Source organism: Bradyrhizobium sp. USDA 3397 (assembly GCF_054060965.1).
In genome coordinates this window covers 1,576,728-1,599,650 of the sequence record NZ_JBSSDS010000001.1, presented here as the reverse complement: position 1 = coordinate 1,599,650, position 22,923 = coordinate 1,576,728, and the positions used below count along the sequence as shown (strand labels likewise).

At 65.2% G+C, this 22,923-nt stretch carries 20 protein-coding genes; 15 read left to right on the top strand and 5 right to left on the bottom strand.

The window, feature by feature from the left end; translation table 11 throughout:
• Positions 1–36 precede the first annotated feature (36 nt).
• From mgtE to ACVWYQ_RS07480, 4 genes are all read left to right on the top strand, one after another.
• Positions 37–1,458, top strand: coding sequence for a magnesium transporter (mgtE, locus tag ACVWYQ_RS07495; protein WP_128265350.1), 1,422 nt, complete (start codon positions 37–39; stop codon positions 1,456–1,458).
• Positions 1,459–1,678: 220 nt separating this feature from the next.
• Positions 1,679–1,996 carry a helix-turn-helix domain-containing protein gene (locus ACVWYQ_RS07490; protein WP_404540597.1) on the top strand — a complete coding sequence of 106 codons (318 nt, stop codon included), beginning with the start codon at positions 1,679–1,681 and terminating at the stop codon, positions 1,994–1,996.
• Between the two features lie 148 nt (positions 1,997–2,144).
• Positions 2,145–2,963: an aldo/keto reductase gene (locus ACVWYQ_RS07485; protein ID WP_157286670.1), complete on the top strand. Its 819-nt coding sequence runs from the start codon at positions 2,145–2,147 to the stop codon at positions 2,961–2,963.
• A gap of 49 nt (positions 2,964–3,012) precedes the next feature.
• Positions 3,013–3,873 (top strand): hypothetical protein, encoded by an 861-nt coding sequence (locus tag ACVWYQ_RS07480; protein ID WP_456725553.1) that lies wholly within the window; start codon positions 3,013–3,015, stop codon positions 3,871–3,873.
• Between the two features lie 1,089 nt (positions 3,874–4,962).
• Here the strand turns inward: ACVWYQ_RS07480 and ACVWYQ_RS07475 are convergent.
• Positions 4,963–5,679: a DUF599 domain-containing protein gene (locus ACVWYQ_RS07475; protein ID WP_404540603.1), complete on the bottom strand. Its 717-nt coding sequence runs from the start codon at positions 5,677–5,679 to the stop codon at positions 4,963–4,965.
• A gap of 135 nt (positions 5,680–5,814) precedes the next feature.
• On the opposite strand from ACVWYQ_RS07475, the gene ACVWYQ_RS07470 reads away from it, so the two are divergent.
• The 4 genes from ACVWYQ_RS07470 to ACVWYQ_RS07455 all read left to right on the top strand — a co-directional run bounded on the left by ACVWYQ_RS07470 (position 5,815) and on the right by ACVWYQ_RS07455 (position 8,596).
• A complete protein-coding gene (locus ACVWYQ_RS07470) occupies positions 5,815–6,477 on the top strand; it encodes a glutathione S-transferase family protein (protein WP_157286667.1) in 663 nt (220 codons plus the stop codon).
• A gap of 275 nt (positions 6,478–6,752) precedes the next feature.
• Positions 6,753–6,956, top strand: coding sequence for a hypothetical protein (locus ACVWYQ_RS07465; protein ID WP_085969273.1), 204 nt, complete (start codon positions 6,753–6,755; stop codon positions 6,954–6,956).
• 155 nt (positions 6,957–7,111) lie between these two features.
• Entirely contained in the window at positions 7,112–8,113 is a 1,002-nt protein-coding gene (locus ACVWYQ_RS07460; protein ID WP_404540606.1) for a hypothetical protein, read from the top strand.
• Between the two features lie 42 nt (positions 8,114–8,155).
• A complete protein-coding gene (locus ACVWYQ_RS07455) occupies positions 8,156–8,596 on the top strand; it encodes a DUF1489 family protein (RefSeq protein WP_036015220.1) in 441 nt (146 codons plus the stop codon).
• Here ACVWYQ_RS07455 and panC read toward each other — a convergent pair.
• The gene (panC, locus tag ACVWYQ_RS07450) at positions 8,593–9,444 is read right to left on the bottom strand and encodes a pantoate--beta-alanine ligase (RefSeq protein ID WP_404540609.1); all 852 of its coding nucleotides are present in this window, start codon (positions 9,442–9,444) and stop codon (positions 8,593–8,595) included. The genes ACVWYQ_RS07455 and panC overlap by 4 nt on opposite strands.
• Before the next feature lie 283 nt (positions 9,445–9,727).
• On the opposite strand from panC, the gene ACVWYQ_RS07445 reads away from it, so the two are divergent.
• From ACVWYQ_RS07445 to ACVWYQ_RS07430, 4 genes are all read left to right on the top strand, one after another.
• Positions 9,728–10,651, top strand: a complete 924-nt coding sequence (locus ACVWYQ_RS07445; protein ID WP_225125063.1) for a division plane positioning ATPase MipZ — start codon at positions 9,728–9,730, stop codon at positions 10,649–10,651.
• 343 nt (positions 10,652–10,994) lie between these two features.
• Complete coding sequence (locus tag ACVWYQ_RS07440; RefSeq protein ID WP_157286663.1) at positions 10,995–11,855, top strand: alpha/beta fold hydrolase; 861 nt, start codon at positions 10,995–10,997, stop codon at positions 11,853–11,855.
• Positions 11,856–12,041: 186 nt separating this feature from the next.
• Complete coding sequence (locus tag ACVWYQ_RS07435; RefSeq protein WP_404540613.1) at positions 12,042–12,791, top strand: vWA domain-containing protein; 750 nt, start codon at positions 12,042–12,044, stop codon at positions 12,789–12,791.
• A 70-nt stretch (positions 12,792–12,861) separates the two neighbouring features.
• Complete coding sequence (locus ACVWYQ_RS07430) at positions 12,862–13,587, top strand: DnaJ domain-containing protein (protein WP_404540616.1); 726 nt, start codon at positions 12,862–12,864, stop codon at positions 13,585–13,587.
• Positions 13,588–13,819: 232 nt separating this feature from the next.
• Here the strand turns inward: ACVWYQ_RS07430 and ACVWYQ_RS07425 are convergent, their stop codons facing one another.
• Positions 13,820–15,670 carry a serine hydrolase gene (locus ACVWYQ_RS07425; protein WP_404540619.1) on the bottom strand — a complete coding sequence of 617 codons (1,851 nt, stop codon included), beginning with the start codon at positions 15,668–15,670 and terminating at the stop codon, positions 13,820–13,822.
• Between the two features lie 387 nt (positions 15,671–16,057).
• On the opposite strand from ACVWYQ_RS07425, the gene ACVWYQ_RS07420 reads away from it, so the two are divergent.
• Complete coding sequence (locus ACVWYQ_RS07420) at positions 16,058–16,396, top strand: phasin family protein (protein WP_028135884.1); 339 nt, start codon at positions 16,058–16,060, stop codon at positions 16,394–16,396.
• 72 nt (positions 16,397–16,468) lie between these two features.
• Here ACVWYQ_RS07420 and ACVWYQ_RS07415 read toward each other — a convergent pair whose 3' ends face one another.
• Complete coding sequence (locus ACVWYQ_RS07415; protein WP_275510167.1) at positions 16,469–17,830, bottom strand: TadE/TadG family type IV pilus assembly protein; 1,362 nt, start codon at positions 17,828–17,830, stop codon at positions 16,469–16,471.
• Positions 17,831–18,309: 479 nt separating this feature from the next.
• Between ACVWYQ_RS07415 and clpS the strand changes: the two genes are divergently transcribed.
• Together clpS and clpA are read left to right on the top strand one after the other, a co-directional pair.
• Positions 18,310–18,642: an ATP-dependent Clp protease adapter ClpS gene (clpS, locus tag ACVWYQ_RS07410; RefSeq protein ID WP_036015195.1), complete on the top strand. Its 333-nt coding sequence runs from the start codon at positions 18,310–18,312 to the stop codon at positions 18,640–18,642.
• Positions 18,643–18,929: 287 nt separating this feature from the next.
• Positions 18,930–21,338, top strand: a complete 2,409-nt coding sequence (gene clpA, locus ACVWYQ_RS07405; protein ID WP_036015184.1) for an ATP-dependent Clp protease ATP-binding subunit ClpA — start codon at positions 18,930–18,932, stop codon at positions 21,336–21,338.
• A 78-nt stretch (positions 21,339–21,416) separates the two neighbouring features.
• On the opposite strand, the gene ACVWYQ_RS07400 is transcribed toward clpA, so the two are convergent.
• Positions 21,417–22,838, bottom strand: coding sequence for an MFS transporter (locus ACVWYQ_RS07400; protein ID WP_271538209.1), 1,422 nt, complete (start codon positions 22,836–22,838; stop codon positions 21,417–21,419).
• Between the last annotated feature and the right edge of the window lie 85 nt (positions 22,839–22,923).

Genomic DNA, 22,923 nt, shown 5'->3' with positions numbered 1-22,923 from the left:
CCACCGGTTCCAACCTGTCAAACGGCGAGGCGCGCCATGGATGAACATCTGGACGTTGCCACACCCGCTGCGGATTCGGTACTCGACCACGTGCCGATGCGCAATGAAGACGGCGATATCAGGCACGAATTCGTCGAGGAAGTCGCCCGTGCGATCGAGGCCGGCGACAGCGCGGCGCTGCGTGCCTGCGTCGCGGAGCTGCACGAGGCCGATCTCGGCGATCTGATCGGCGCCCTCGAGCCCGACGACCGCGTCCGCCTGGTCGAGCTCACCGGCCGCGATTTCGACTTCTCGGCGCTGAACGAAGTCGACGAGACCGTGCGCGAGGAGATCCTCGAGGAGCTGCCGCCGGAGACGGTCGCCGAGGGCGTCCGTGAGCTCGAATCCGACGATGCGGTCGAGCTCTTGGAAACCCTCGGTGCCGAGGAGCAGGAAGAGATCCTGGAGAAGCTGCCGCTCAAGGAGCGCGTCGCACTCGAGCGCAGCCTGCTATACCCGGAGAACTCCGCCGGCCGCCGCATGCAGACCGAGTTCATTGCCGTGCCCCAGGATTTCACGGTCGGCCAGGCGATCGACTACATGCGCGAGACGCCGGATCTGCCCGACCGCTTCTACGAGATCTACGTCGTCGACAAGGAGCAGCACTGGCAGGGCGCGGTGCCGCTCGACGTGCTCCTGCGCACGCGCCGGCCGGTGGCGCTGACCGAGCTCACCGACGAGGATCGCCGCCGCGTCTCCGTCCTGGAGGACCAGGAAGAGGTGGCGCGCATGTTCGGCAAATACAATCTCGTCGCCGCACCCGTGCTCGACACCCAGGACCGCCTCGTCGGCGTCATCACCGTCGACGACGTCGTCGACGTCATCGAGGAGGAGGCGGACGAGGACCTCAAGGCGCTCGGCGGTGTCACCAGCGACGAAGAGCTATCGGACACGTTCCTCACCATCGCCCGCGGCCGCTTCAACTGGCTGCTGGTGAACCTCGCCACCGCGTTCCTGGCGTCCTCCGTGCTCGGCCTGTTCGAGGGCCAGCTGGAGAAGATGGTCGCGCTCGCGGTGCTGGCGCCGATCGTGGCGAGCCAGGGCGGCAATGCCGCGACCCAGACCATGACGGTGGCGGTGCGGGCGCTGGCGACGCGCGAGCTCGGTTCCTCCAACGCCTGGCGCGTGGTGATGCGCGAGGCCCTGGTGGGCCTCGTCAACGGCCTCGCCTTCGCCGTGATCACCGGCATCGCCGCGGTGGCCTGGTTCAAGATCCCGGGCCTCGGCATCGTCATCGGGCTCGCCATCGTCTGCAACCTCGTGGCCGGCGCGCTCGGCGGCATCCTGATCCCGATGGCGCTGGATCGCGTGCGGGCCGACCCGGCGGTGGCGTCGGGCACGTTCGTGACCACCGTGACCGACGTCGTCGGCTTCTTCTCCTTCCTCGGGATTGCGACGCTCTGGTTCGGGTTGAAGTAGGGTTGCCTCGCTCTCGGGTCCCGGGCGCGCTGCGGCGCGTAGCGCTGCTGCGCAGAACCGGGACCCAGAAAGCGTCAGGGTCGGCTGCGGCAAGATGGGCCCCGGCTCAGCAGCGCACCACGCCGCAAAGGCGGCGCACTGCGCTGCGTCCGGGGCATGAGACCGTCATCTTTAATCCGACTTTAAGCGACCTGCCGCATCATCGCCTTTGCTTGGGGGAATGGGCATGCGGTTGCGGCTGAAGGCGGATGGACGGATCGTCGAATTGCGGGATGGGCAGGAATTTCCGGTCCAGCCGCTTGCGGTTCAGCCGACGGCCAATGCGGCGCCGGCTGACAGCGGCCCGCTCGCGGTGCGCGATCTGCGCCGGCGCGCCTGCTTGACCCAGATGGAGTTCGCCGCCAGGCTCGGCGTTCCCGTCGAGACCATCCGCAACTGGGAGCAGGGCAAACGCGCCCCGCGCGGCCCGGCCCGCGCACTGCTCACGGTGATCGCGCATGCCCCCGACACGGTGTTCCAGGCGCTCGCCAAGGCCTGACGCCAAGGCCTGACGCCAAAGCCTGACGCACAACCTCCCGTTAGGCCTGCATCGAATATCCCGCCTGGCTGCCGCGGCTTCCGTTGGCAGCATCATCGACCGGGTCCATAATGACGTCCGGGGCTGTCGCAACGGAAGAGGATTCCTCATGCTGTTCGTCGAGGCCAATGGCGCAAGGATTCCGGCGATCGGTCTCGGGACCTGGGAGCTGAGCGGAAGGCCGGCCGCGCGCGTGGTCGAGCAGGCGCTACGGCTCGGCTATCGCCATATCGACACCGCGCAGGTCTACGACAATGAGCGCGAGGTCGGCGACGGCTTGCGCGGCTCCGGCGTGCGCCGCGACGACGTATTCCTCACCACCAAGGTTTGGACCAACCATTTCGCACCCCATGATCTCGAACGCTCGGTGAAGGAGAGCCTCGCTCGTCTGCGGCTTCCCTCGGTCGATCTGTTGTTGCTGCACTGGCCCAATCCTCATGTGCCGCTCGCGGAGACGCTGGGCGCGCTGTCGCATGCGAAGAGGATGGGCCTGACCCGCCACATCGGCGTCTCCAATTTCACCGTGGCACTGATCGAGCAGGCGGTCGCGCTGTCGGCGGAGCCGCTGGTCTGCAATCAGGTCGAGTATCACCCCTATCTCGATCAGGCGAAGGTGAGGGCAGCCTGCGACCAGCATGGCCTTGCCCTCGTCGCCTACAGCCCGATCGCCAAGGGCCGCATCAAGTCCGACCAGACGCTGGCCGAGATCGGTCGCGTCCACCGCAAGACACCGGCGCAGGTCTGCCTGCGCTGGCTGGTGCAGCAGAATGTCGGTGCGATCCCGCGCACCTCGCGCATCGAGCGCCTGTCGGAGAACATCGAGATCTTCGATTTCGAGCTGTCGGAAGACGAGATGGACCGGATCGCCGCGCTCGCCAATCCGAAGGGACGCCTGACCGACTTTGGCTTCGCCCCGAAATGGGATTGAGAGGGACCCGGGGTATGCTAGGACCGCGGCGGCAACCCAAGATCGGTCGATGGAACTGGGGAAGATCATACGGACGGACATTGCCGCCTCGGCAATCGCCCATCTGACGCTGGTGGCGCTGATCATCGTGATCAGCGAGGTCCGTCCGTTTCATAGCCAGCCGCCCGAAACCGTCGCGGTCGACATCGTCACGCCGGAGCAGGTGAAGCAGGAGGAAACCAAGGCCGAGGAGAAGAAGGAAGAGGCGATGCCGCCGGAGCCGCTGCCCGATCTGAAGCTGCCGAAGCCGGATATCATCGACCAGGCGGGGGCATCGAAGCCCGCGGCAAGGCCGCAGGCGGCAGCACCATCGCCATCACAGCAGGCCTCGCCCGAGCCGCAGCAGAAGCAGCCGCAACCTTCGCAGGCCTCGAAGCAGCGTGAGGCCAACGCGCAAGCCCAGCCACAGCCCATGCCGCAGGCCGCGCCGCCGCCGGCCTACCAGACGCCGCAACCGGACGTCACCATCAAGTACGGGGTCATGCTGGGCCTGCCGCCCGAATTGCCGGTCGAGCCGAAAGGCGCCAAGGACGACGGCGGGGATGCCAACGATTCAATCGCTGCGAAGCTTCCGCCCGAGGTCATCGCGGAGCTTCGCCGTCACTTGCGCGGCTGCGCCAAGCTGCCGCCCGGCGTCGCACCGACCGACAACGTCCATGTCAAGCTGCGCACCGTGTTCGCCACCGACGGCACGCTGGCGCGCGAGCCCATCCTGATCGAGGCGCCGCCGTCCGCCAAGGGCGTGGCCATCGTCAAGTCCGCAACGAGCGCGCTGCAGAACTGCCAACCCTACAAGATGTTGCCGGCCAATCTGTACGGGGAATGGAAGGTGCTGGATCTGCCGTTCAGCCCGAAGGATTTCGGCGGATAGCGCTGCCGTAGCCTGGATGGAGCGAAGCGTAATCCGGGGCCGCTCGCCCGGCGTCTCGCACCGTCCCGAATTACGCTCGCGCTCGATCCGGGCAACGACATCGTGCCTGTTTCGGTCCTCTGTCAATCCATTCACGCGAAAATATTCCGCTTTACCGAAATTCGGAAATGACGTATGTGTCGCCCATCCCGGCTCAATCTCGAGGGGCGATCATGAGGTCGTCATTGTCGCGAGCCGGGCTTGCGGTGGACGCGGCAGCGTCGTGTACGAGAGTTGAGGGCGGGGCGGATTGCTCTCCGTGAGCCCGAGGCTTCGTACGGACGAGCGGCGCTGTCAGGTTCGTCGCGCCGGCATTTCGATGGCAACGTGCACAACGCCTTCGAACCCTGCGGCGCCAACGAACCGCGCGTACGGCAAAACCGTGTGGTCCTGGCCGTCGTTGCTACGGTCAAGCTCTGGCGAATGCGGCATTGGCGTCAACCGGCGCGGTGCCGGCGACTTTTGCGAGAGCGAGGGAGGCCAGAGGGAACTCGGCTCCCGGGAGAGCGCGGCATAAGCCGTCCGACCATCGCGCAGGGAAGGCCGTGTGTTGGGCTTCACCTGTATGCTGCTGTGCGGTTCTTCCTGCGTGTGCTTTTCGCGCAGCGGACCGCGGGTGCTGCCGGCACCCGGCCTTCCCTGCGCCCTCCTGACAAGAGGGTGGAGTGACCAAGCAAAGCTCGGGCAAAATGCGCCGCGAGGCCGAGTACGCACGTCTGTAGCCCCTCGCTGTCATCGCCCGCCTCCGCGGGGATGACAAGTGCTACTTGGAGAACGCAGCGTCGCCTCACACTCCGTCATTGCGAGCGCAGCGAAGCAATCCAGAATCTTTCCGCGGCGGGATTCTGGATTGCTTCGTCGCAAGGGCTCCTCGCAACGACGAGGAGGAGAGTGCGAGCGCTACACTCTCTCGTGCCCCGGACGCAGCGCAGCGTCACTTCGACGGTGCGCTGCAGAGCCGGGGCCCATGTCTCCGAGCAATCCGTGTGGCGCTGGGTCCCGGCTCGGCGAAGCAGCGCTTCGCGCTGCATCGCGTCCGGGACACGTGCCTCAATGATCGCGCTTCATACCCTCATCACCATTCACCGCCTCCGGTGCCATCGCGGCCCAGGCGCTGGACGCGAACTGCCGGCGCCAGGTCACGACCACGACCGCTGCCGTGGTCACGAACAGCACCCAGGGGCTGACGAACCAGCCGAGATAGCCGAGCGCAAAGAAGAAGGCGCGCTGGCCGCGGTTGAAGTGGCGGCCGGCGGATTCGAACAGGCGCGAGGTGCGGATGACGTGGGCTTCGGCCTCGGGGGTGTCGCGCTGCGAGGCCGGCGGCATACCGCCGAACAGGATGGCGACATAGTTGAACAGGCGATAGGCCCAGGCGAATTTGAAGAAGGCGTAGACGCAGATCAGCACGAGGCCGACGCATTTCAGCTCCCACAAAGCGGGCGAGGTGCTGAGGTCGATCGGCAGTTTGCTCAAAATCGTGATCGCGTCGTTGGTGGCGTGCAGCAGCGCCAGCGCGCCGCCGAGCGCGAACAGGCTGGTGGAGGCGAAGAAGGCGGTGCCGCTCTGCAGCGAGGCCATGATCTGCATGTCGACCATCCGCGTCTCGCGCTCGAGCAGCCGGCGTACCCAGACCTCGCGATAACGGTTCATGCGCGCCGACAGGCTGTCGCGGCCATAGGCCGAGTGCTCTAGCGTCAAGGCATAGGCCAGCCATTCGATGATGAAGAAGCCGACGGCGGTAATGTCGACCCAATGCCTGCTCATGTCTGTCTCATGTCTGTCTCTTGGCAAGGATCGCAACGATTGCCACGCAGGAGAGGACGCAGCAACGATTGATTGGCGGCAGGCGATGGCGCTAAAAGCGGCTGCAACTGCAGGACTCAACGAAGGACCAGTGACATGGCTGCGCTGAAACTCGCGATCGGCAACAAGAACTATTCGTCATGGTCGATGCGGCCCTGGCTCGCGCTCCGCGCCAACGACATCCCGTTCGTGGAGACGTTGATCCCGCTCTACACCGACGATCCCGCCGACAAGGCGCAGATCCTGTCCTTCAGCCGCGCCGGCAAGGTGCCCGTGCTGGTCGACGGCGACGTCACCGTGTGGGATTCGCTTGCCATCATCGAGTACGTCGCCGAGCGCTATCCGGAAGCGAAGCTCTGGCCTGACGACGTCGCCGCGCGCGCGCATGCCAGGTCGGTATGCGCCGAAATGCATTCCGGCTTTGTGGCGCTGCGCAACGAATGCGGCATGAACCTGCATCGGCCGATCCGCGCCGTGGCGCTGTCGGCGGATGCCAAAGCGAACATCGCGCGCATCGAGGAGATCTGGCGCGAGTGCCGCACCCGCTATGGCGCACAGGGACCGTTCCTGTTCGGCCGTTTCGGTGCGGCGGACGCCATGTATGCCCCCGTCGTGCACCGCTTTCGCACCTACGCGATCGAGGTGGCGCCGGACACCAGGGCCTACATGGAGACCATGATGGCGCTGCCGGCGTTCCAGGAATGGACCCGGGATGCACTGGCCGAAACGCTCGTCATAGCCAAGTTCGAGGACGCCTGAGCGGCAGTCCGACCGGCGCCGGCCGGAGGCGGGGACGCCAGCCGATCGGGAGGAGGGTGCGACAGGCCTGCGACATGTCGGCGGAATAAGCAGCTCCGCCGGTATCATCGCCCCACCGGCTGCCCCGTTATCATCCTGAAATAACTGGAAAAATTGTGCGCGGGCCATGCCGGCATGGCGCTGGCCAAAAGCATCGGACGCGTGCTATACACCCGCCCGGGTTTCCGGCCGGCCCTCGCAGTGGGACACTGGGCGAGGCGGGCGCTGTTTGAGTAATGGAGAGGGTGTTGAAGCACAAATTCCCCGTGGGAACGCGCGTCCTGTTCACGGCCAGCAATGTCGCGCGTCCGGCTGCGAGCGGCGCGTATGAGGTCATCCGTCTGCTCCCGACCGAAGGCGACGACTGCCAGTATCGGATCAAGAGCTCGACCGAAGCCTTCGAGCGCGTCGCCAAGGAAAGCCAGCTCGCGCTCTCCTGAAGGCCGACGCCGTCAGTGCATAGGCGCCTTCCGGGAATTGTACTCTGCCGCCGTCAAAAGGCCCGCTTCACCTTCACAAGGGTGGGCGGGGCAGTTGCCGACTCGCGGTGCTCGCTTGACCATCCGCTCTTTGCTCGCGTGAGGGGACGTCGCGCATGAACTGGGCATGGGCCACTTCGCTCGACCAAATCTGGCTCTCGCCGGCCTTCCCGATTTGGATGACCCTGGCGGCTGCCGGATTCTTCGGATTGATTCTGCTGATCACGCTGTTGCGCGCCGACAGATCGGTCGCGAATGGCGCGCTGACCGTCATTACCCTGCTATCCATCGCGATCGCCGGCGCAGCCACGGTGCGTCTCTATGGACCGGACGCGCCGTCCGCTCCTGCCGAGGCGCGCGCGCAAGCTGTGGTGAGCGCGAGCCTGCCTGCGCTGTCCTGTCTCGACGATCTCGCCGGCGATGCCGTTGGCGCCGGCTGCGAGAAGGCGCTGTTCGGCGCGCCTGACGCTGCGGCCGCGGCGGTCTCCTACACCGCCGCCAGGATCGACCGCCTGACCGCGCTCGGCGATGTCGCCACGGCGGAGAAGAGCCTGACCCTCGACATGAAGGTGCTGCGCAAGTCGCTCGAGCGGGATCGTTACGGTCTCGTTGCACATGTGCTGGTGGCGCGCGACGGCTGCACGCAGTTCGATTGCGCTGCGTTCCGCTCGCTGACCGACCAGCAGCAGGTTGCCGCCAACATGGACTCCCATCTCTACGAGACCCTGGTCGCGCGCTATGCGCCGACCTGGAACGCGCCCGCAGCAGCCTCAGCGGCGATGCCCGCCAACGCCGCGCTCGCCGGACTGCCGCCGTCAATGCCGACGGGCAGGCCGACCAATGCCGAGTTCCCGAGCGCGTCCTCGACGCCGCCGGTGAGCATCATGAATCCGGAGCCCACGGCGGCGACCCGCCAGGCCGCGCCGGCCGCAAATGCGGCGGCAGCACCGCGTGCGCCGGCCGCGGCCTCCGCACAGGCCGCAGCGCCTCCGGCATCGAGCCCGCCGGCTGCGAAGAAGCCGCCGCCCCAAAAGGCTGCGCGTGCGCCTGCGGCGCCGGTTCCGCTCGCGCCGCCGCCGGCCTCGACCGCCGCCCCCGCGCCTGCGGATAACGAGTAGATCGGCATTCCAAATGCTGGGTTGCCCGGCTAATGCTTGGGCATGCCACTCCATCTGATCAAGCTCGCCGTCGGCTGCGACTCCGTCAAGGAATTGAAGGAGTGGGTGGCCGAACGGATGCAGACCGCCAAGAAGAAGGGTCTGCCGCAACATCACATCCACATCACCCGCATGGTGCCCAAGCGCGACGCCGAGATCCTCGCCGGCGGCTCGCTCTACTGGGTGATCAAGGGCGAGATTGCCGCGCGCGAAAAGATCATCGGCATCGAGCCGTTCCGCGACAAGGACGGCATCGGGCGCTGCCGGATCGTGATGCAGCCGAAAGTGATCTCGGTCTCGCCGCGGCCGATGCGCCCGTTCCAGGGCTGGCGCTATCTGACCGACGATTCCGTGCCGGCCGATCTCGGCAAGTCCGCGGCCGGCTCGATTGCGGCGATGCCGGAGCCGATGCGGCGCGAGCTGCGTGACCTCGGACTGCTCTAAACAGCCATATTGTCGATCAGCCGGGTGGTGCCGAGCTTGGCCGCGACCAGGATCCGCAAGGGGCCGTCCTTGCGCGAGGTGACCGGTGCCAGCGTCTCGGCATGGCGGACCTCGTAATAGTCGAGCACCAAGCCGGCCGCCTTGATCATCTCCGCACCGCCGGCCATCGCCGGCGCGATCGAATCGCCGGCACGGATGCGCCCGGCGCTCTCTCTCATGGCGCGGTAGAGGACAATGGCGGTCTGGCGCTCCTCGGGCGAGAGGTAGACGTTGCGCGAGGACATCGCGAGTCCGTCGCGCTCGCGCACGGTGCGGGAGCCGATCACCTTGACGCCGAGGTCGAGGTCGCGCGCCATCTGCGTCACCACGCGCAATTGCTGGAAATCCTTTTCGCCGAAGATCGCGACATCCGGCCGGACTTGCGTGAACAGCTTGCCGACGACAGTGGCGACACCGCCGAAGAAGTGCGGGCGGAAGCGGTCCTCGAGGCCGGCGAGCGCCGGCCCCTCCGGCACGATGCGGGTGGCAAACCCCTCCGGATACATGGCCGCGACGCCCGGGTGCCAGACGATATCGACGTCCTCGGCCGCGAGCTTGGCGATGTCTGCCTTCCAGGTGCGCGGATAGGCGCCGAAATCCTCGGTCGGAGCGAACTGGGTCGGGTTGACGAAGATCGACACCACGACGCGGCTGGCGCGCCGCTTGGCGAGGCGAACCAGCGACACATGCCCGTCATGGAGCGCCCCCATGGTCGGGACCAGCGCGATCGTGGCCTTTCGCTTGCGGAGATTGTCGACGGCGCGTCGCAGGGCAGGGACCGTGCGGGCGATCAATGGGCTTGCTGACATCGGGACTCGACGATTGGGAAGGGGCGCAGGTGCGGGCGTCGCCCCCGGCCGGCTAACCTTAACAAGCGGAGATCGTGGACGCCATGCATCCGGATGCGGCACAGCATCCCGCGCAAGGCGGCGTAGAACGTCGCGACGTTGTGGACTGGTTCACAGACGAAAGACGGCGCCGCGATACATCGTGAAGAACGGCGCATTGCAATTTGCATTTCCTGTCACGCATTTCACTTGACCGGTGACGCGGTCAACTCGAAGATATTCGCAAGGGGTGTTGAGGATCGCCATGCTTGTGCAGGCTAGCCAAGGCCAATCCGGCTCGGCGCACGTGATCGTGCTGGGCAACGAGAAGGGCGGCTCCGGCAAATCGACCACGGCCTTGCACATCGCCGTTGCGCTTCTGAAAGCCGGCCAGCGCGTTGCCACCATCGACCTCGACTGCCGCCAGCAGAGCTTCACGCGCTACATCGGCAACCGGTCCGCCTGGGCGCAACGTACCAAGCTCGACCTCGAGCTTCCGGTGCATCGCTGCATCAAGCTCGGCGAGACCATGCAGATTGCCGAGAACGAGAATTCCGAGTTCCAGCAGTTCATGGAAGCCGTCTCCGCGGTCGAGAGCAGCTTCGACTTCATCGTTATCGATACGCCCGGCACCGACAGCTATCTGATGCGGCTCGCGCATTCGATGGCCGACACCCTGGTCACGCCGATCAACGACAGCTTCCTCGATTTCGACGTGCTCGGCACCGTCGATCCCGCGACTTACGCAGTGACGGGCGAGAGCCACTACGCCGAGATGGTGCGTGATGTCAGGCGCAAGCGACGCCAGCTCGACGGCGCGACCACCGACTGGATCGTCGTGCGCAACCGCCTGTCGATGCTCGGCTCGCGCAACAAGCAGCTCGTCGCCGAGGGCCTGAAGGATCTGTCGCTGCGGCTCGGCTTCCGCTACGTCGATGGCTTCGCCGAGCGCGTCGTGTACCGCGAATTCTTCCCGCGGGGTCTGACCGCCCTGGACGATATCGACGAGGCCACGCTGGGCATGCGGCCCAATCTCGGCCATCTCACCGCGCGGGAGGAGGTGACGAGCCTGCTCCGCCAGCTCAAGCTCCCGCTCGACGAGCGCGGCCGCCGCCGCGCGGCCAACCGGGCCGAGTGGTTCAGCCAGGTCGACAAGCCGCTCGAGGTCCACGATATCCTTGGCGCCTGACCTCGCGGTATAAGGCTACTCCCGGCCGATCCGGGCCTTCGGCTGGCGCGGGAACCGGGACTGCGCCGCGTGCGTTTTCACCCTGCGTTTACCGCGAGTCGAACCCGATCAAGACCGGTTGCGTCGAATAGGGACCTGCACCCTCACGTAGCGGTATGAGAATGGGGTGCTCACCGAACGAGTGCAACGCACAATGAAAGGGCTGCCGGTTCACAACATTTAGCCTTCCTGTCACGCTGCTGTGACATATATTAGGGAATAGGCGACAAGGGGACGAAGAGCCCCGGAGAACACGATTTTCAACAGGGATTCAGGCCGCTTAGGCCTGAGGCTGAGGACGAAAATGAAGCGTGGAATTGCCGTTCTGGTTTCGGTCAGTGCCCTCTGCGGCATCGCCTATTTCACGGCGAGCAAGTGGGCGATCAGGCACGAGACCATCACGTTCTACGATGCCTCGCGCGACAACCGTCCGGTGCCCGTGTCCATCGCGGTGCGCCGCGACAAGGAAATGCAGGCCAATGCCGGCATGATCAAGTTGCCCGTCGCAGTGATCAATCACGGCAACACCGTCAAGAACACCGAGTATGGCTTCCTCGCCAACATCTTCGCTGCGCGCGGCTACATGGTCATGAGCCCGCAGCACGATCTGCCGACTGATCCTCCGATGGTCACCAAGCCCGGCGAGCTCTATGTCGGCCGGCTGCCGCAGATACTTCGCGGTGTCGCCAACATCCATCTCGCCGTGCAGGAGATGAAGAAGGTTCAGCCCAACGCCGACTACGACAAGGTGACGATGGTCGGCCATTCCATGGGCGGCGACATCACCATGTACTTCGCCAAGCAGTATCCGGATGAGGTCAAGAAGGTCGTCACCCTCGACAATCTGCGCGTGCCCTTCGTCACCGCCGGCAAGTTCAAGATCCTGTCGTTCCGCTCCCAGGATCCGCAGTTCAAGGCCGATGCCGGCGTGATTCCGACCGACGAGGAATGCGAGAAGGCGGGCATTCAGGTCGTGAAGACCGAGTTCCAGCACAACGACATGCGTGATACCGGTCCGGATGTGGCGAAAAGCTCGATCCAGAGCATGCTCGACAAGTTCCTGAGCGCGACCGACAGCGAGATCGCGCCGGTCGACACGCAGTCCGCCCCGCCCAAGATCCTCGAGCCGGGCCCGGTTGCCTTGATGGCTCCTGCCAAGAGCTGACTTCCAAGATCTGACTTCCAAGCGCTGACCTCCAAGAGCTAACTTCCAAGAGCTTGCCGAGCTGACGTCGCCGCTCGACTGCACCAATCCTCGAAGCCTCCGCCGGTACCCGCCTGCGGAGGCTTTGCGCATTGACCGGGCCGCATGTGCTGACCACATTAGCTGCTGACGCAAGGTGTAGCAGCGATGTCGGGCGAACCCATCAAACCGCGCGGCCGCGATGCCGTCACTGCGCGAGCAGACAGCGTGCTGCCGCAAGCGCAAACCTCGACCTCGGAAGACATCGCCGCGTTCGTTGCCAAGGCGCGGACCCTCTCGCCGCATGCCCCGGGCGCGAGGGGGCGGCTGATCTTCGCGCTGGATGCGACCATGAGCCGGCAGCCGACCTGGGACATGGCCTGCGCGCTCCAGGCTGACATGTTTCGCGAGACCGCAGCGCTCGGCAGTCTCGACATCCGGCTGGTCTATTATCGCGGCCTCAACGAGTGCCGCGCCACGGCTTGGATTTCAGACAGCGCCAGGCTGGCGACGCTGATGAGCAAGATCGATTGCCGCGGCGGCGATACCCAGATCGGCAAGGTCCTGAGCGAGGCCAGGCGCGAGGCAGTCGCATCCGGCGTGCGGGCCGTGGTCTTCGTCGGCGATGCCATGGAGGAAGACATCGACGAGCTCTGCGCCAAGGCCGGCGAGCTCGGCATGCTCAAGGTGCCCGTATTCGTCTTTCAGGAAGGCCATGACGCGGTCGCCGAACAGGCGTTCCGCGAGATCACGCGGCTGACTGGCGGTGCCTGGTGCCGGTTCGATCCCGGTGCGGCGGCGCAGCTGCGCGAGCTGTTGCGGGCAGCTGCGGCCTATGCCGCGGGTGGACGTGAGGCGCTGTTGAAGCTGGCCGGAAGCGTGAGTGGCGCGGCGAAGCTGATCAGCCAGATGAAATAGCGGCCCGGCCGGTGCGGCTTGCGGCGCTGGACGCCATGCTTTTTGACAACAGCACGACTATATTCCGGCCATGACCCTGATCGCCGGCGCTGTCGCCGTTATCACGCTGTACCTGCTGCTCCAGATGTTCCGCTCCGCCAATCCAGCGGTGCTGGCGCGCACCCTCAAGTTCGGCGGCGGCGTGCTGGCGCTGGTGGTTGCGGCCTTCACCGGCTTGCGCGGCGAGCTGGCGGTTGCGATCCCGCTCGGAATTTTCGGCGCGGGCCTGCTCGGCTGGACACCACTCGCGAAAGCCGGCTTCGGCAATGTCGGCGGGGTGTTCGGCGGCGGTGCGACGCGCCCGTCCGGGCAGGCCTCGCGGGTGCGCTCGCAATTCCTGGACATGCGGCTCGACCACGATTCCGGCCAGCTTTCCGGCCAGATCGTTGCGGGGCCTCATGCCGGGCGCAATCTCGACGAATTCGATCTCGCCGGCTTGCTCGCGATGGTCTCGACGTTCGACGCAGAGAGCGTGGCCTTACTTGAAAGCTATCTGGACCGCCGGTTTCCCGCTTGGCGTCAGAACGCGCAGGGCGATACGGCAGGGCGGCAGCGCCGCACGGCGGCGAGCAGCAAAATGACGGCGGAGGAAGCCTATCAGATCCTTGGCTTGCAGCCGGGAGCGGGGCGCGACGACATCAGCCGGGCCCACAAGTCCCTGATGAAGAAACTCCATCCCGACCAGGGGGGCTCGACGTATCTCGCTGCCCGGGTAAACGAGGCCAAGGATACTCTGCTTCGCACGCATAACGGCTAACTCCGGCACCAACGCTACAAACGCCCGTACCGCGTGAGCTCCGTTTGCTCTGTCTGCCGTTGCCCGCCCTTGTCGGCGTGGTCGATCCCCTTGAGCAAAGTTTTAACCGTAAATCCTTGACGAGAGGTTGTCGTGGAACAGCCTTGTCCGGAACAGCCTGCGCATCACCGCCGCACCAAAACGAAAATGCCCGCGCAAGGCGCGGGCATTTGGTCTGGAGCGGAGAAGGAAATCAGTTGCGAACGGTGATGCAGGAGATCTCGGCACGCTTCAAGGTGCGGCAGACGGCTTCGGCCTGATCGCGCTCGAGCCCGGCGAAGCGGGCGCGGTAAAGCTTGCGATTGTCCTTGGCGACGACGGGCTCGGTGAACGGGTCCGCCTTGCTGAGCAGGCCGCGGGCCGAGTTGCGGGCCGCGTCGATGCGCTGCTGAGCTTCGTTCTCGCTCTCGAGCGCACCGACCTGGACGATCCAGCCGCTGTGGGTGACGGCGGGCTTGGCGGTGGCGCTCATCTGGATCGGCTGCGGCGTCGGGTCGGCCGAGGCGAGCTTGGGTGCGGCGGGAGCCGGTGTGGCGGCGGTTGCCGCCGGCAGCACGCCGAGAATGCCGTTGCCGGTACCGAAGCCCGCCGGCTGCCGCGGCAGTTCGGTGCGGGCCATCTCGGCCTTCGGCGCTTCGGGCTGGCTCACCGCCTCCGGCTTGTTGATGAGATCTGCCCTGGCGACGACGGCGCCGGAGGTTTCCGCGACGTCGGAGCGGTGCGGGACGGTGCTGGTGACCGGTGGCGCAACGACCTGGACACCACCCTGGGCCGGAGCCGCGGAGGCGACCTTCACGGCGCCGGCCTTGACCTGAACGGTCTTGACCCGAACCGGCTTCATCGGCTCGGACGAGCCGGGGATGATGGAGAGCGGCTGGCTCGAGATCACGCCATTGGTGAGCGGCGCCGGCTCCACCTTGGACTCCGTCGGCCGAGCTTCGGGTTTGGAGTGAGCGGGCGGCATCGCCGCAGTCGCTGCGGCCAGCGTCGACAGACGCGCGGCGAGGCGCGACGGGGCGGCTTCGGGAGCAGGGGCCGCCGCGGCCTGGACCGGCAGGGCGGGCCGTGCCGGCATATCCGAGGCATCGGCGACATCGGTGTTGGCTTCAGTGCCGTTGCGCTCCGTGACCGCGGCGACGGTGCGGACGGTCGCACCCTTGTCGAGGTTCTCCGCGAGCAGGTTGCGCATGATGGCGTCGCGCGAGCCACCGCTGCGGCCGCCGAGCACCACGCCGATCAGGTGCCGATTGCCGCGGCGGATCGAGCTGACGAGGTTGAAGCCGGAGGCGCGGGTGTAGCCCGTCTTGATGCCGTCCACGCCTTCGACACTGCCGAGCAGGCGATTGTGGTTGCGGATCGACTGTCCGCGCCAATTGAACGTCGAGGTCGCGAAATAGCGATAGTAGCGGGGGAAGCGCTCCTGAATGGCGCGACCCAGCGTGGCCTGGTCGCGCGCGGTCGTGACCTGCTCGTCGTTGGGCAGGCCGTTGGCATTGCGGTAAACCGTCCTGGACATGCCGAGCGAGCGCGCCTTGCGCGTCATCATCCGGGCGAAGTCGTCCTCGTCACCGGCGATCGCTTCCGCGATTACCACAGCTGCGTCGTTGGCCGAACGGGTGACGAGGCCCTTGATCGCGTCCTCGACGCGGATGGTCTGGCCGGCACGCAGATTCAGCTTGGTCGGATCCTGGTCGGCGGCGTGCTTGGACACCGGCATCTCGGTGTCGAGCTTCATCTTGCCGGATTCGAGGCGCTCGAACAGCAGATAGAGCGTCATGATCTTGGTCAGCGAGGCCGGGTGGCGGATCGCGTCAGGGCTCGTCGCCTGGAGCACTGCGCCGGAATTGCCGTCGATGATGATGGACGCGAATTTCGAGCTGGAGCTCTCGGACACGTCGTGCTGCACCCGGTGGTGCGCATAATGTCGACGATGGCGCCGCGCCTCGGCTGCGTCGATGGTGAAGATGACTGCGGTGGTGACCGTAAGAAGCCCGAAAACGCCAACCCGCGCCCAGCGCGAGGCAGACAAGTTTTTACGAAGCATGGAACCCCGTCCCCGTTTCTGACTTGATCACCGGCTCGTGAGGCGAAATTGTGCCCGACCGACCCGGGATCATTACCTGCTCAGGCTGTCCCTCCGCTGGTGTTGGCCGCGGGGGAAGTTGGACCCGAGCCGCTGTTCTGGCTAAGGTGATGTTCTCAAACGGCTTTTGGCCGCTCGCGGAAGTGACCACGTCCAGGGAATCAAGGTAGGGTGGCCCGGTTTCCAAAAGCTTAAGGAACCCTTGCGGGAAACCCCGGGAATCTCTGCGATTTGCGCCGGATTTGTGCGACGCACAAGATTCTTGACTTTTTTTGTGCGTTGCACTAATTTTGGGCGGAGTCAGGGAGCCGGGGCTTCCCGACGCGAGCCAGGGAAAAGGATTCCGAAATGTTCAAGGTTGAAGACTTCCAGAGCTACGGGAAAGAGCAGTTCGAGCAGTGCGTTGCCTCCGCGACCTCGGTGCAGCACGGCCTCCAGGCGATCGCCAGCGCCTATGGCGACTACACGAAGAAGTCGTTCGAAGACACCAAGTCCTTCGTCGAGAAGCTTTCCGGCGTGAAGTCGCTGGACAAGGCGATGGAAGCGCAGACCGATTTTGCCCGTTCCGCCTACGAAACCTTCGTCGCGGAATCGCAGAAGATTGCCGGCCTCTACAGCGACCTCGCCAAGCAGGCGTTCAAGCCGGTCGAGACCATCGTGTCGAAGTTCACCCCGGCCGCTCAGTAACGTCTCGAGACATCCTGGAATCGAAAAGCCCGGCTGAACCAGCCGGGCTTTTTGTTGTGAGCGATGCGACCGTCAGCGTGCGACGCGCAGCTTCGACAGCGAAGTGCCGATATCCTTGAACACCGAGACCGTCTGGCTCGCCGAAGTGACCAGATAGAACTTGTCGCTGCCGCTAGCACAATATTGCAGCACGCTCGAGGTCGGATCGCCGCCGGTGTTCACCTGCACCGTATAGATCGTGATGTTGTTGGGCTGGGCCTTGGCGTTGTCGCAGAGGATCTTCTGCCGGGCGTCGATCTGCGAAGCGCCGCTATACCAGCGGTTCTGCGTGTTGAGACCGTCGGAGAGCAGGACGATTGCGTCCTTGTAGGTGTAGTTCGTGTCCTTGGCCGGGGCATTCATGGGCTCGCCCGCCGACAGCGTCATCCAGCCCCAGGCAAGGCCGATGCCCTGGTTGGTGTTGCCGGTCGGAACCAGCTTGTCGATCAGAGATTTGAGCGAGGTCCAATCGTAGCTGAGCGGCATGACCGGCTGGATGTAGGCCGAATTGCTGGAGTTGCAGTAGGAATATTGCTCGGCCGGGAAAAGCGTAGCCGAATTGCTGCTCACTGGAGTCGTGTTCTTGGTGTCATAGTCCTGGTCACGATCGGTGACACACCCGTTCCACGTGTTGTGGTTCCTCGGTGTCCAAGTCTTGCCGTTGTTAACGCAGGTCCACTGTCTCGTGTAGGAAGAGTTGCTACAGGTCCCGTTCACAGCCTCCCAGTCGGACCAGTCGATCCAGCTCTTCGTGTAGTTGCTGCTGCCGACGTTGACGTCCTTGGCGAACGGCACGATCGAGATATAGACGTCGCCGTTGGTCTTCGCGAGCGCGCTGAGCTGGTCGACCAGGTTCTTCGCGGCCGTCTGCATCGCCGGCATCTTGCCGTCGGACGCCATCGATCCCGTAACGTCGAGCACCAAGGCCACGCGCATGCGCGTCAGGCCCCAGGCGCTGGTGGATGAGGTGCCGACGTCGAGGGTCGGGAAGCCGGCGATCTTCATGAAGCTGGTCGTGTAGGTGCCGGTTCCGGTCAGCTGGATCGTCGAGCCGATACTGGTGCTCGCGTTGTAGGTGGCGCCGACGCTGACCGAGGGCAGGGTCTTGGTGTCCGTGAACAAGGCGTTGAAATAGGATTGGGCCTTGGTGGCGATCTGAGACGTCGAGATGGTGCCGGCGGACAGGTCCCGTGACAGCATCAGCGCGGTGGAATCGAGGGCCGACTGCATTGCGGTACGCGCCTGGGCCGCACGGCTATAGTCGATCGCCGCGCCGACGAAGCTCAGCACTGGAACGAGCGCAATGGCGAAGATCACTGCGATGTTGCCTTGCTCGGCCGCTGCGAAACGGGCGAGTTGTCGACCAAGGCGGCTGACGAGGGGCAGACCAGACATGACGATCCCCGAAATCTGTATTTTGCCCGATTTCGCGCCATGCCATTGAATGGCAGGTAAATTGGACCGTAGAAAACCGGAGCGTTTTGCGGAAAACCGTCGCAGCCGGGTTAACGGCCGGGTTCCTGGTCAATACGTTCTAAACGTGCCCGGCGGAAGTTTTTGTCAAATCGCTCCGGATTGATTAACCTAATCAGGATCGCCCGGACCGGGAATCGGGACTGCTGCGACCGCCTGGGCTGAACCCCCGCGAGCTTGCGGCGGGCCGGGGGCAGGGCCATATTGCTGGCGAGCGATCCGGCCTCGACCGCATTTGCCGGGAGCGGCGATCCAAGGCGGCGCGCCTGCGCCAGGCTCCGAAGGGCGGGGTCGCGCGGTGACCGCCATTCGCTTCCGTGGGGAATTTGAACGCCTGTGCCATGCTGCAATTGACTTCCAGCCTCGATCTGTCCGCGCCAGCCGCTGCCGACGCGCCTCGCATGAGCAATGACGACAACCGTTCGGGTACTCCCTCGGGTCCGAGCACGTCGGTCATCACCAAGGTCAAGCCCAAGACCAAGCGGCCGAACCTGTATCGCGTGCTGATCCTGAACGACGACTACACGCCGATGGAGTTCGTCGTTCACGTGCTGGAGAAGTTCTTCAACAAGGACATCGAAGCCGCGACCAAGATCATGCTGCACGTCCATCATCACGGGATCGGCGAGTGCGGCGTGTTCACCTACGAGATCGCGGAGACCAAGGTGACGCAGGTGATGGATTTCGCCCGCAAGCACCAGCACCCGCTGCAATGCGTGATGGAAAAGAAGTAAGACGGCTTGCGGCGCGTTTGAAGCCCGCTCCTGTACAAGCCGCAGTGTGATTGTCGCGTAGCGGCTGCGCGCGGTGGGCTGCAGCCGGCAAAACTACGGAATTCTGCGCCGGCGCCGATCCCGCCCAAACCGGAACGGGTTTTGCATCGAAAAATGCCGCAAGTGTGTCGCCGCCGAGTGGCGGAACCGGTCTTTCGCCGCGGTCTTGTATAACTATATGTGACAAAGGTTGTTGTTGCCTGACCGGGCGATGACGATCATGATGGTGGGGGCCATAGAGGACGCGAATGCCGACTTTTTCCCAAAGCCTTGAACAATCCCTGCATCGTGCGCTGGCGATCGCAAATGAGCGTCATCACCAATACGCGACGCTCGAGCATCTCTTGCTCTCCTTGATCGACGACTCCGATGCAGCCGCGGTCATGCGCGCCTGTAGCGTCGATCTCGACAAGCTCCGTACGAGCCTCGTCAACTACCTTGAGACCGAATTCGAGAACCTGGTGACGGATGGCGCCGACGACGCTAAGCCGACCGCCGGTTTCCAGCGCGTGATCCAGCGCGCGGTGATCCATGTGCAGTCGTCCGGTCGCGAAGAGGTGACCGGCGCCAACGTGTTGATCGCGATCTTTGCCGAACGCGAGAGCCATGCCGCGTATTTCCTGCAGGAGCAGGACATGACGCGTTACGACGCTGTCAACTACATCAGCCACGGCATTGCCAAGCGGCCGGGCGTCTCCGAGGCGCGGCCGGTGCGCGGCGTCGACGAGGAGACCGAGACCAAGGGTAACGAGGACGCCAAGAAGAAGGGCGAGGCGCTCGAGACCTATTGCGTCAACCTCAACAAGAAGGCGCGCGACGGCAAGATCGATCCGGTGATTGGACGCAATTCCGAAATCAATCGCGCGATCCAGGTGCTGTGCCGCCGGCAGAAGAACAACCCGCTGTTCGTCGGTGAAGCCGGCGTCGGCAAGACCGCGATCGCAGAAGGGCTCGCCAAGCGCATCGTCGACAGCGAAGTGCCGGAGGTGCTGGCGGCGGCCACCGTGTTCTCGCTGGACATGGGCACGCTGCTTGCCGGCACCCGCTATCGGGGCGACTTCGAGGAGCGCCTGAAGCAGGTGCTCAAGGAGCTCGAGGCGCATCCCAACGCCATCCTGTTCATCGACGAGATCCACACCGTGATCGGTGCGGGCGCGACGTCGGGCGGGGCGATGGACGCCTCGAACCTGCTCAAGCCCGCGCTCGCCTCGGGCACGATCCGCTGCATGGGCTCGACCACCTACAAGGAATATCGCCAGCACTTCGAGAAGGACCGCGCGCTGGTGCGGCGCTTCCAGAAGATCGACATCAACGAGCCCACGGTCGAGGACGCCATCGCGATCCTCAAGGGCCTCAAGCCGTACTTCGAGGACTATCACCGGCTGAAGTACACCAATGAGGCGATCGAGGCGGCGGTGCAGCTCTCCTCGCGCTACATCCACGACCGCAAGCTGCCCGACAAGGCGATCGACGTGATCGACGAGTCCGGCGCGGCGCAGATGCTGGTCGCCGAGAACAAGCGCAAGAAGACCATCGGCATCAAGGAGATCGAGACCACGATCGCCTCGATGGCGCGGATCCCGCCGAAGAGCGTGTCGAAGGACGACGCCGAGGTGCTCAAGCATCTCGAGCAGACCTTGAAGCGCACCGTGTTCGGGCAGGACAAGGCGATCGAATCACTCGCCGCCTCGATCAAGCTGGCGCGTGCCGGCCTGCGCGAGCCGGAGAAGCCGATCGGCTGCTACCTGTTCTCGGGCCCCACCGGCGTCGGCAAGACGGAAGTGGCAAAACAACTCGCGGCGACGCTCGGCGTCGAGCTGCTGCGCTTCGACATGTCCGAGTACATGGAGCGGCACACCGTGTCGCGCCTGATCGGCGCGCCTCCCGGCTATGTCGGCTTCGACCAAGGTGGCCTGCTCACCGACGGCGTCGACCAGCATCCGCATTGCGTGGTGCTGCTCGACGAAATCGAGAAGGCGCATCCCGACCTCTACAACGTGCTCCTCCAGATCATGGACCACGGCCGGCTCACCGACCACAACGGCAAGCAGGTCAACTTCCGCAACGTGATCCTGATCATGACCACGAATGCCGGTGCGGCGGATCTCGCCAAGCAGGCGTTCGGCTTCACCCGGTCGAAGCGGGAAGGCGACGACCACGAGGCGATCAACCGGCAGTTCGCGCCGGAATTCCGCAACCGTCTCGATGCCATCGTCTCGTTCGGCCATCTCAGCGTCGAGGTGATCGGCACCGTGGTCGAGAAGTTCGTGCTTCAGCTCGAGGCGCAGCTCGGCGACCGCGACGTGACTATCGAGCTGTCCGAGCCGGCGAAGGCTTGGCTGGTCCAGCACGGCTACGACGAGCAGATGGGCGCACGTCCCATGGCGCGCGTGATCCAGGAGCACATCAAGAAGCCGCTGGCGGACGAGGTGCTGTTCGGCAAGCTGAAGGGCGGCGGCCACGTTCGCGTCGTGCTCGTCAAGGACGAGGCCGACGAGACCAAGGAGAAGATCGGCTTCGAATTCGTCGAGGGCCCGGTCACGCCGAAGCAGGAGAAGCTGCCCGGCACCCGCAAGCGCCCGCCGGGCAAATCCAAGCCGGGTGGCCCCGGCGGCTCGAAGGGGCCGACCTCCAAGGGGCCGCTGGTCAAGGTTTGATCGGCACAGGTGACAAATCGAAAAAGGCCGGCTGAGAGCCGGCCTTTTTTTGTTGGCTATCCGTACAGTGAACCGGTTTCAGTCGCCCCGGAGGCGCTGATCGTCCTGCACGCGGACGTGCTCGGCACCGCGCGCGCCGGCTGTGGAAAGCCGCAGCATGCTCAGCATCGCGCCGCAGAGCGCAAATCCAACGCCGACAAGGAGCGCCAGCCTGGTCCCCTCAACCGGATACCGTCCGAGCAACAGCGCCACCAGCGCCGCTCCGGTGGTCTGGCCGAGCAGGCGCGCCGTTCCCAGCATGCCGCTGGCGCCGCCGGCGCGCTCGCGCGGGGCGGCTGCGATCATGGTACGGTTATTGGGGGTCTGGAACAGACCGAAGCCGGCGCCGGCGAGCGCCATCCGCCAGATCACGTCGAGCGGCGTTGGCGTCGCCGGCAAGAAGGCCAGCGCGCCAAGGCCGCAGGCGAATAGCGTGAGCCCAATACCGCCGAGCAGGCCGGCCGGATAATGCTCGACCAGGCGGCCGGCGAGGGGGGCCGCAAACGCCAATGCAATCGGCCATGGCGTGATCAACAGGCCCATATGCACGGCCGAATAGCCGAAGCGGCTCTGGAGATAGAAGGGGATAGCGACGAAGGCGAGCATCTGCCCGCAGAACGACGCGATCGAGGTCGCAATCGACAGCGCGAAAACGGGGATACGCAGCAGGTCGACCGGCAAGAGCGGCGAGGTCATGTGAGTCTCGCGATAGATCAGCAGCGCACCCGCGGCGATCGCGATGGCGAATTGCACGAGACAGGTGATCGCGGCCTCGCCATGACCGACGCTGTCGACCGCCGCGATGCCGACGCCGAACGTGATCGCCGACAGCCCCGCACTCTGCCAGTCGAAGGAGCGGCTCGCGGGCTTGGTGTGCGGCAGGCTGCGCAGGCCCAGCACCAGCGTCACCACGCCGAGCGGCACGTTGATCGCGAACAGCCAGGGCCAGCTTCCGACTGCGAGGATGCCGGCGGCGAGCGTCGGGCCGATCGCGGCCGAGAAGGCGACGACGAGCGCGTTGAGCCCGATGCCGCGGCCGAGCAGGCTACGCGGATAGGTGAAACGCACCAGCGCCGCGTTGACACTCATGATGCCGGCCGCGCCAAAGCCCTGGAGGATGCGCGCGATCGTCAGCGTCGGCAGCGTGTGGGCCAGCGCACAGAAGGCCGATGACAGCGTGAACAGCGCCAGCCCGACCAGATAGACGCGTCGATAGCCGACGATCTCGCCGAGCGAAGCCAGCGGCAGCAGCGAGATCGTGATCGCGAGCTGGTAGCCGCTGACGATCCAGATCGACAAGGCCGGGGTCGCATCGAGATCGGCCGCGATCGTCGGCAGCGCCACATTGACGATGGTGCTGTCGACCACCGCCATGACGATGCCGAACGCAATGGTCAGCACCGCCTGATTGCGTTGCGGCTGCGGCAGGCCGTCGGCATGCTCGATGGTGACTGTCGACATCGTGAGCGGCGTATCGTTGGCGAATCGAACTCGGCCACATGCCGAGTATTGCGCCAACAGGGCAGGGTCGCGATAGTTCCGGAAC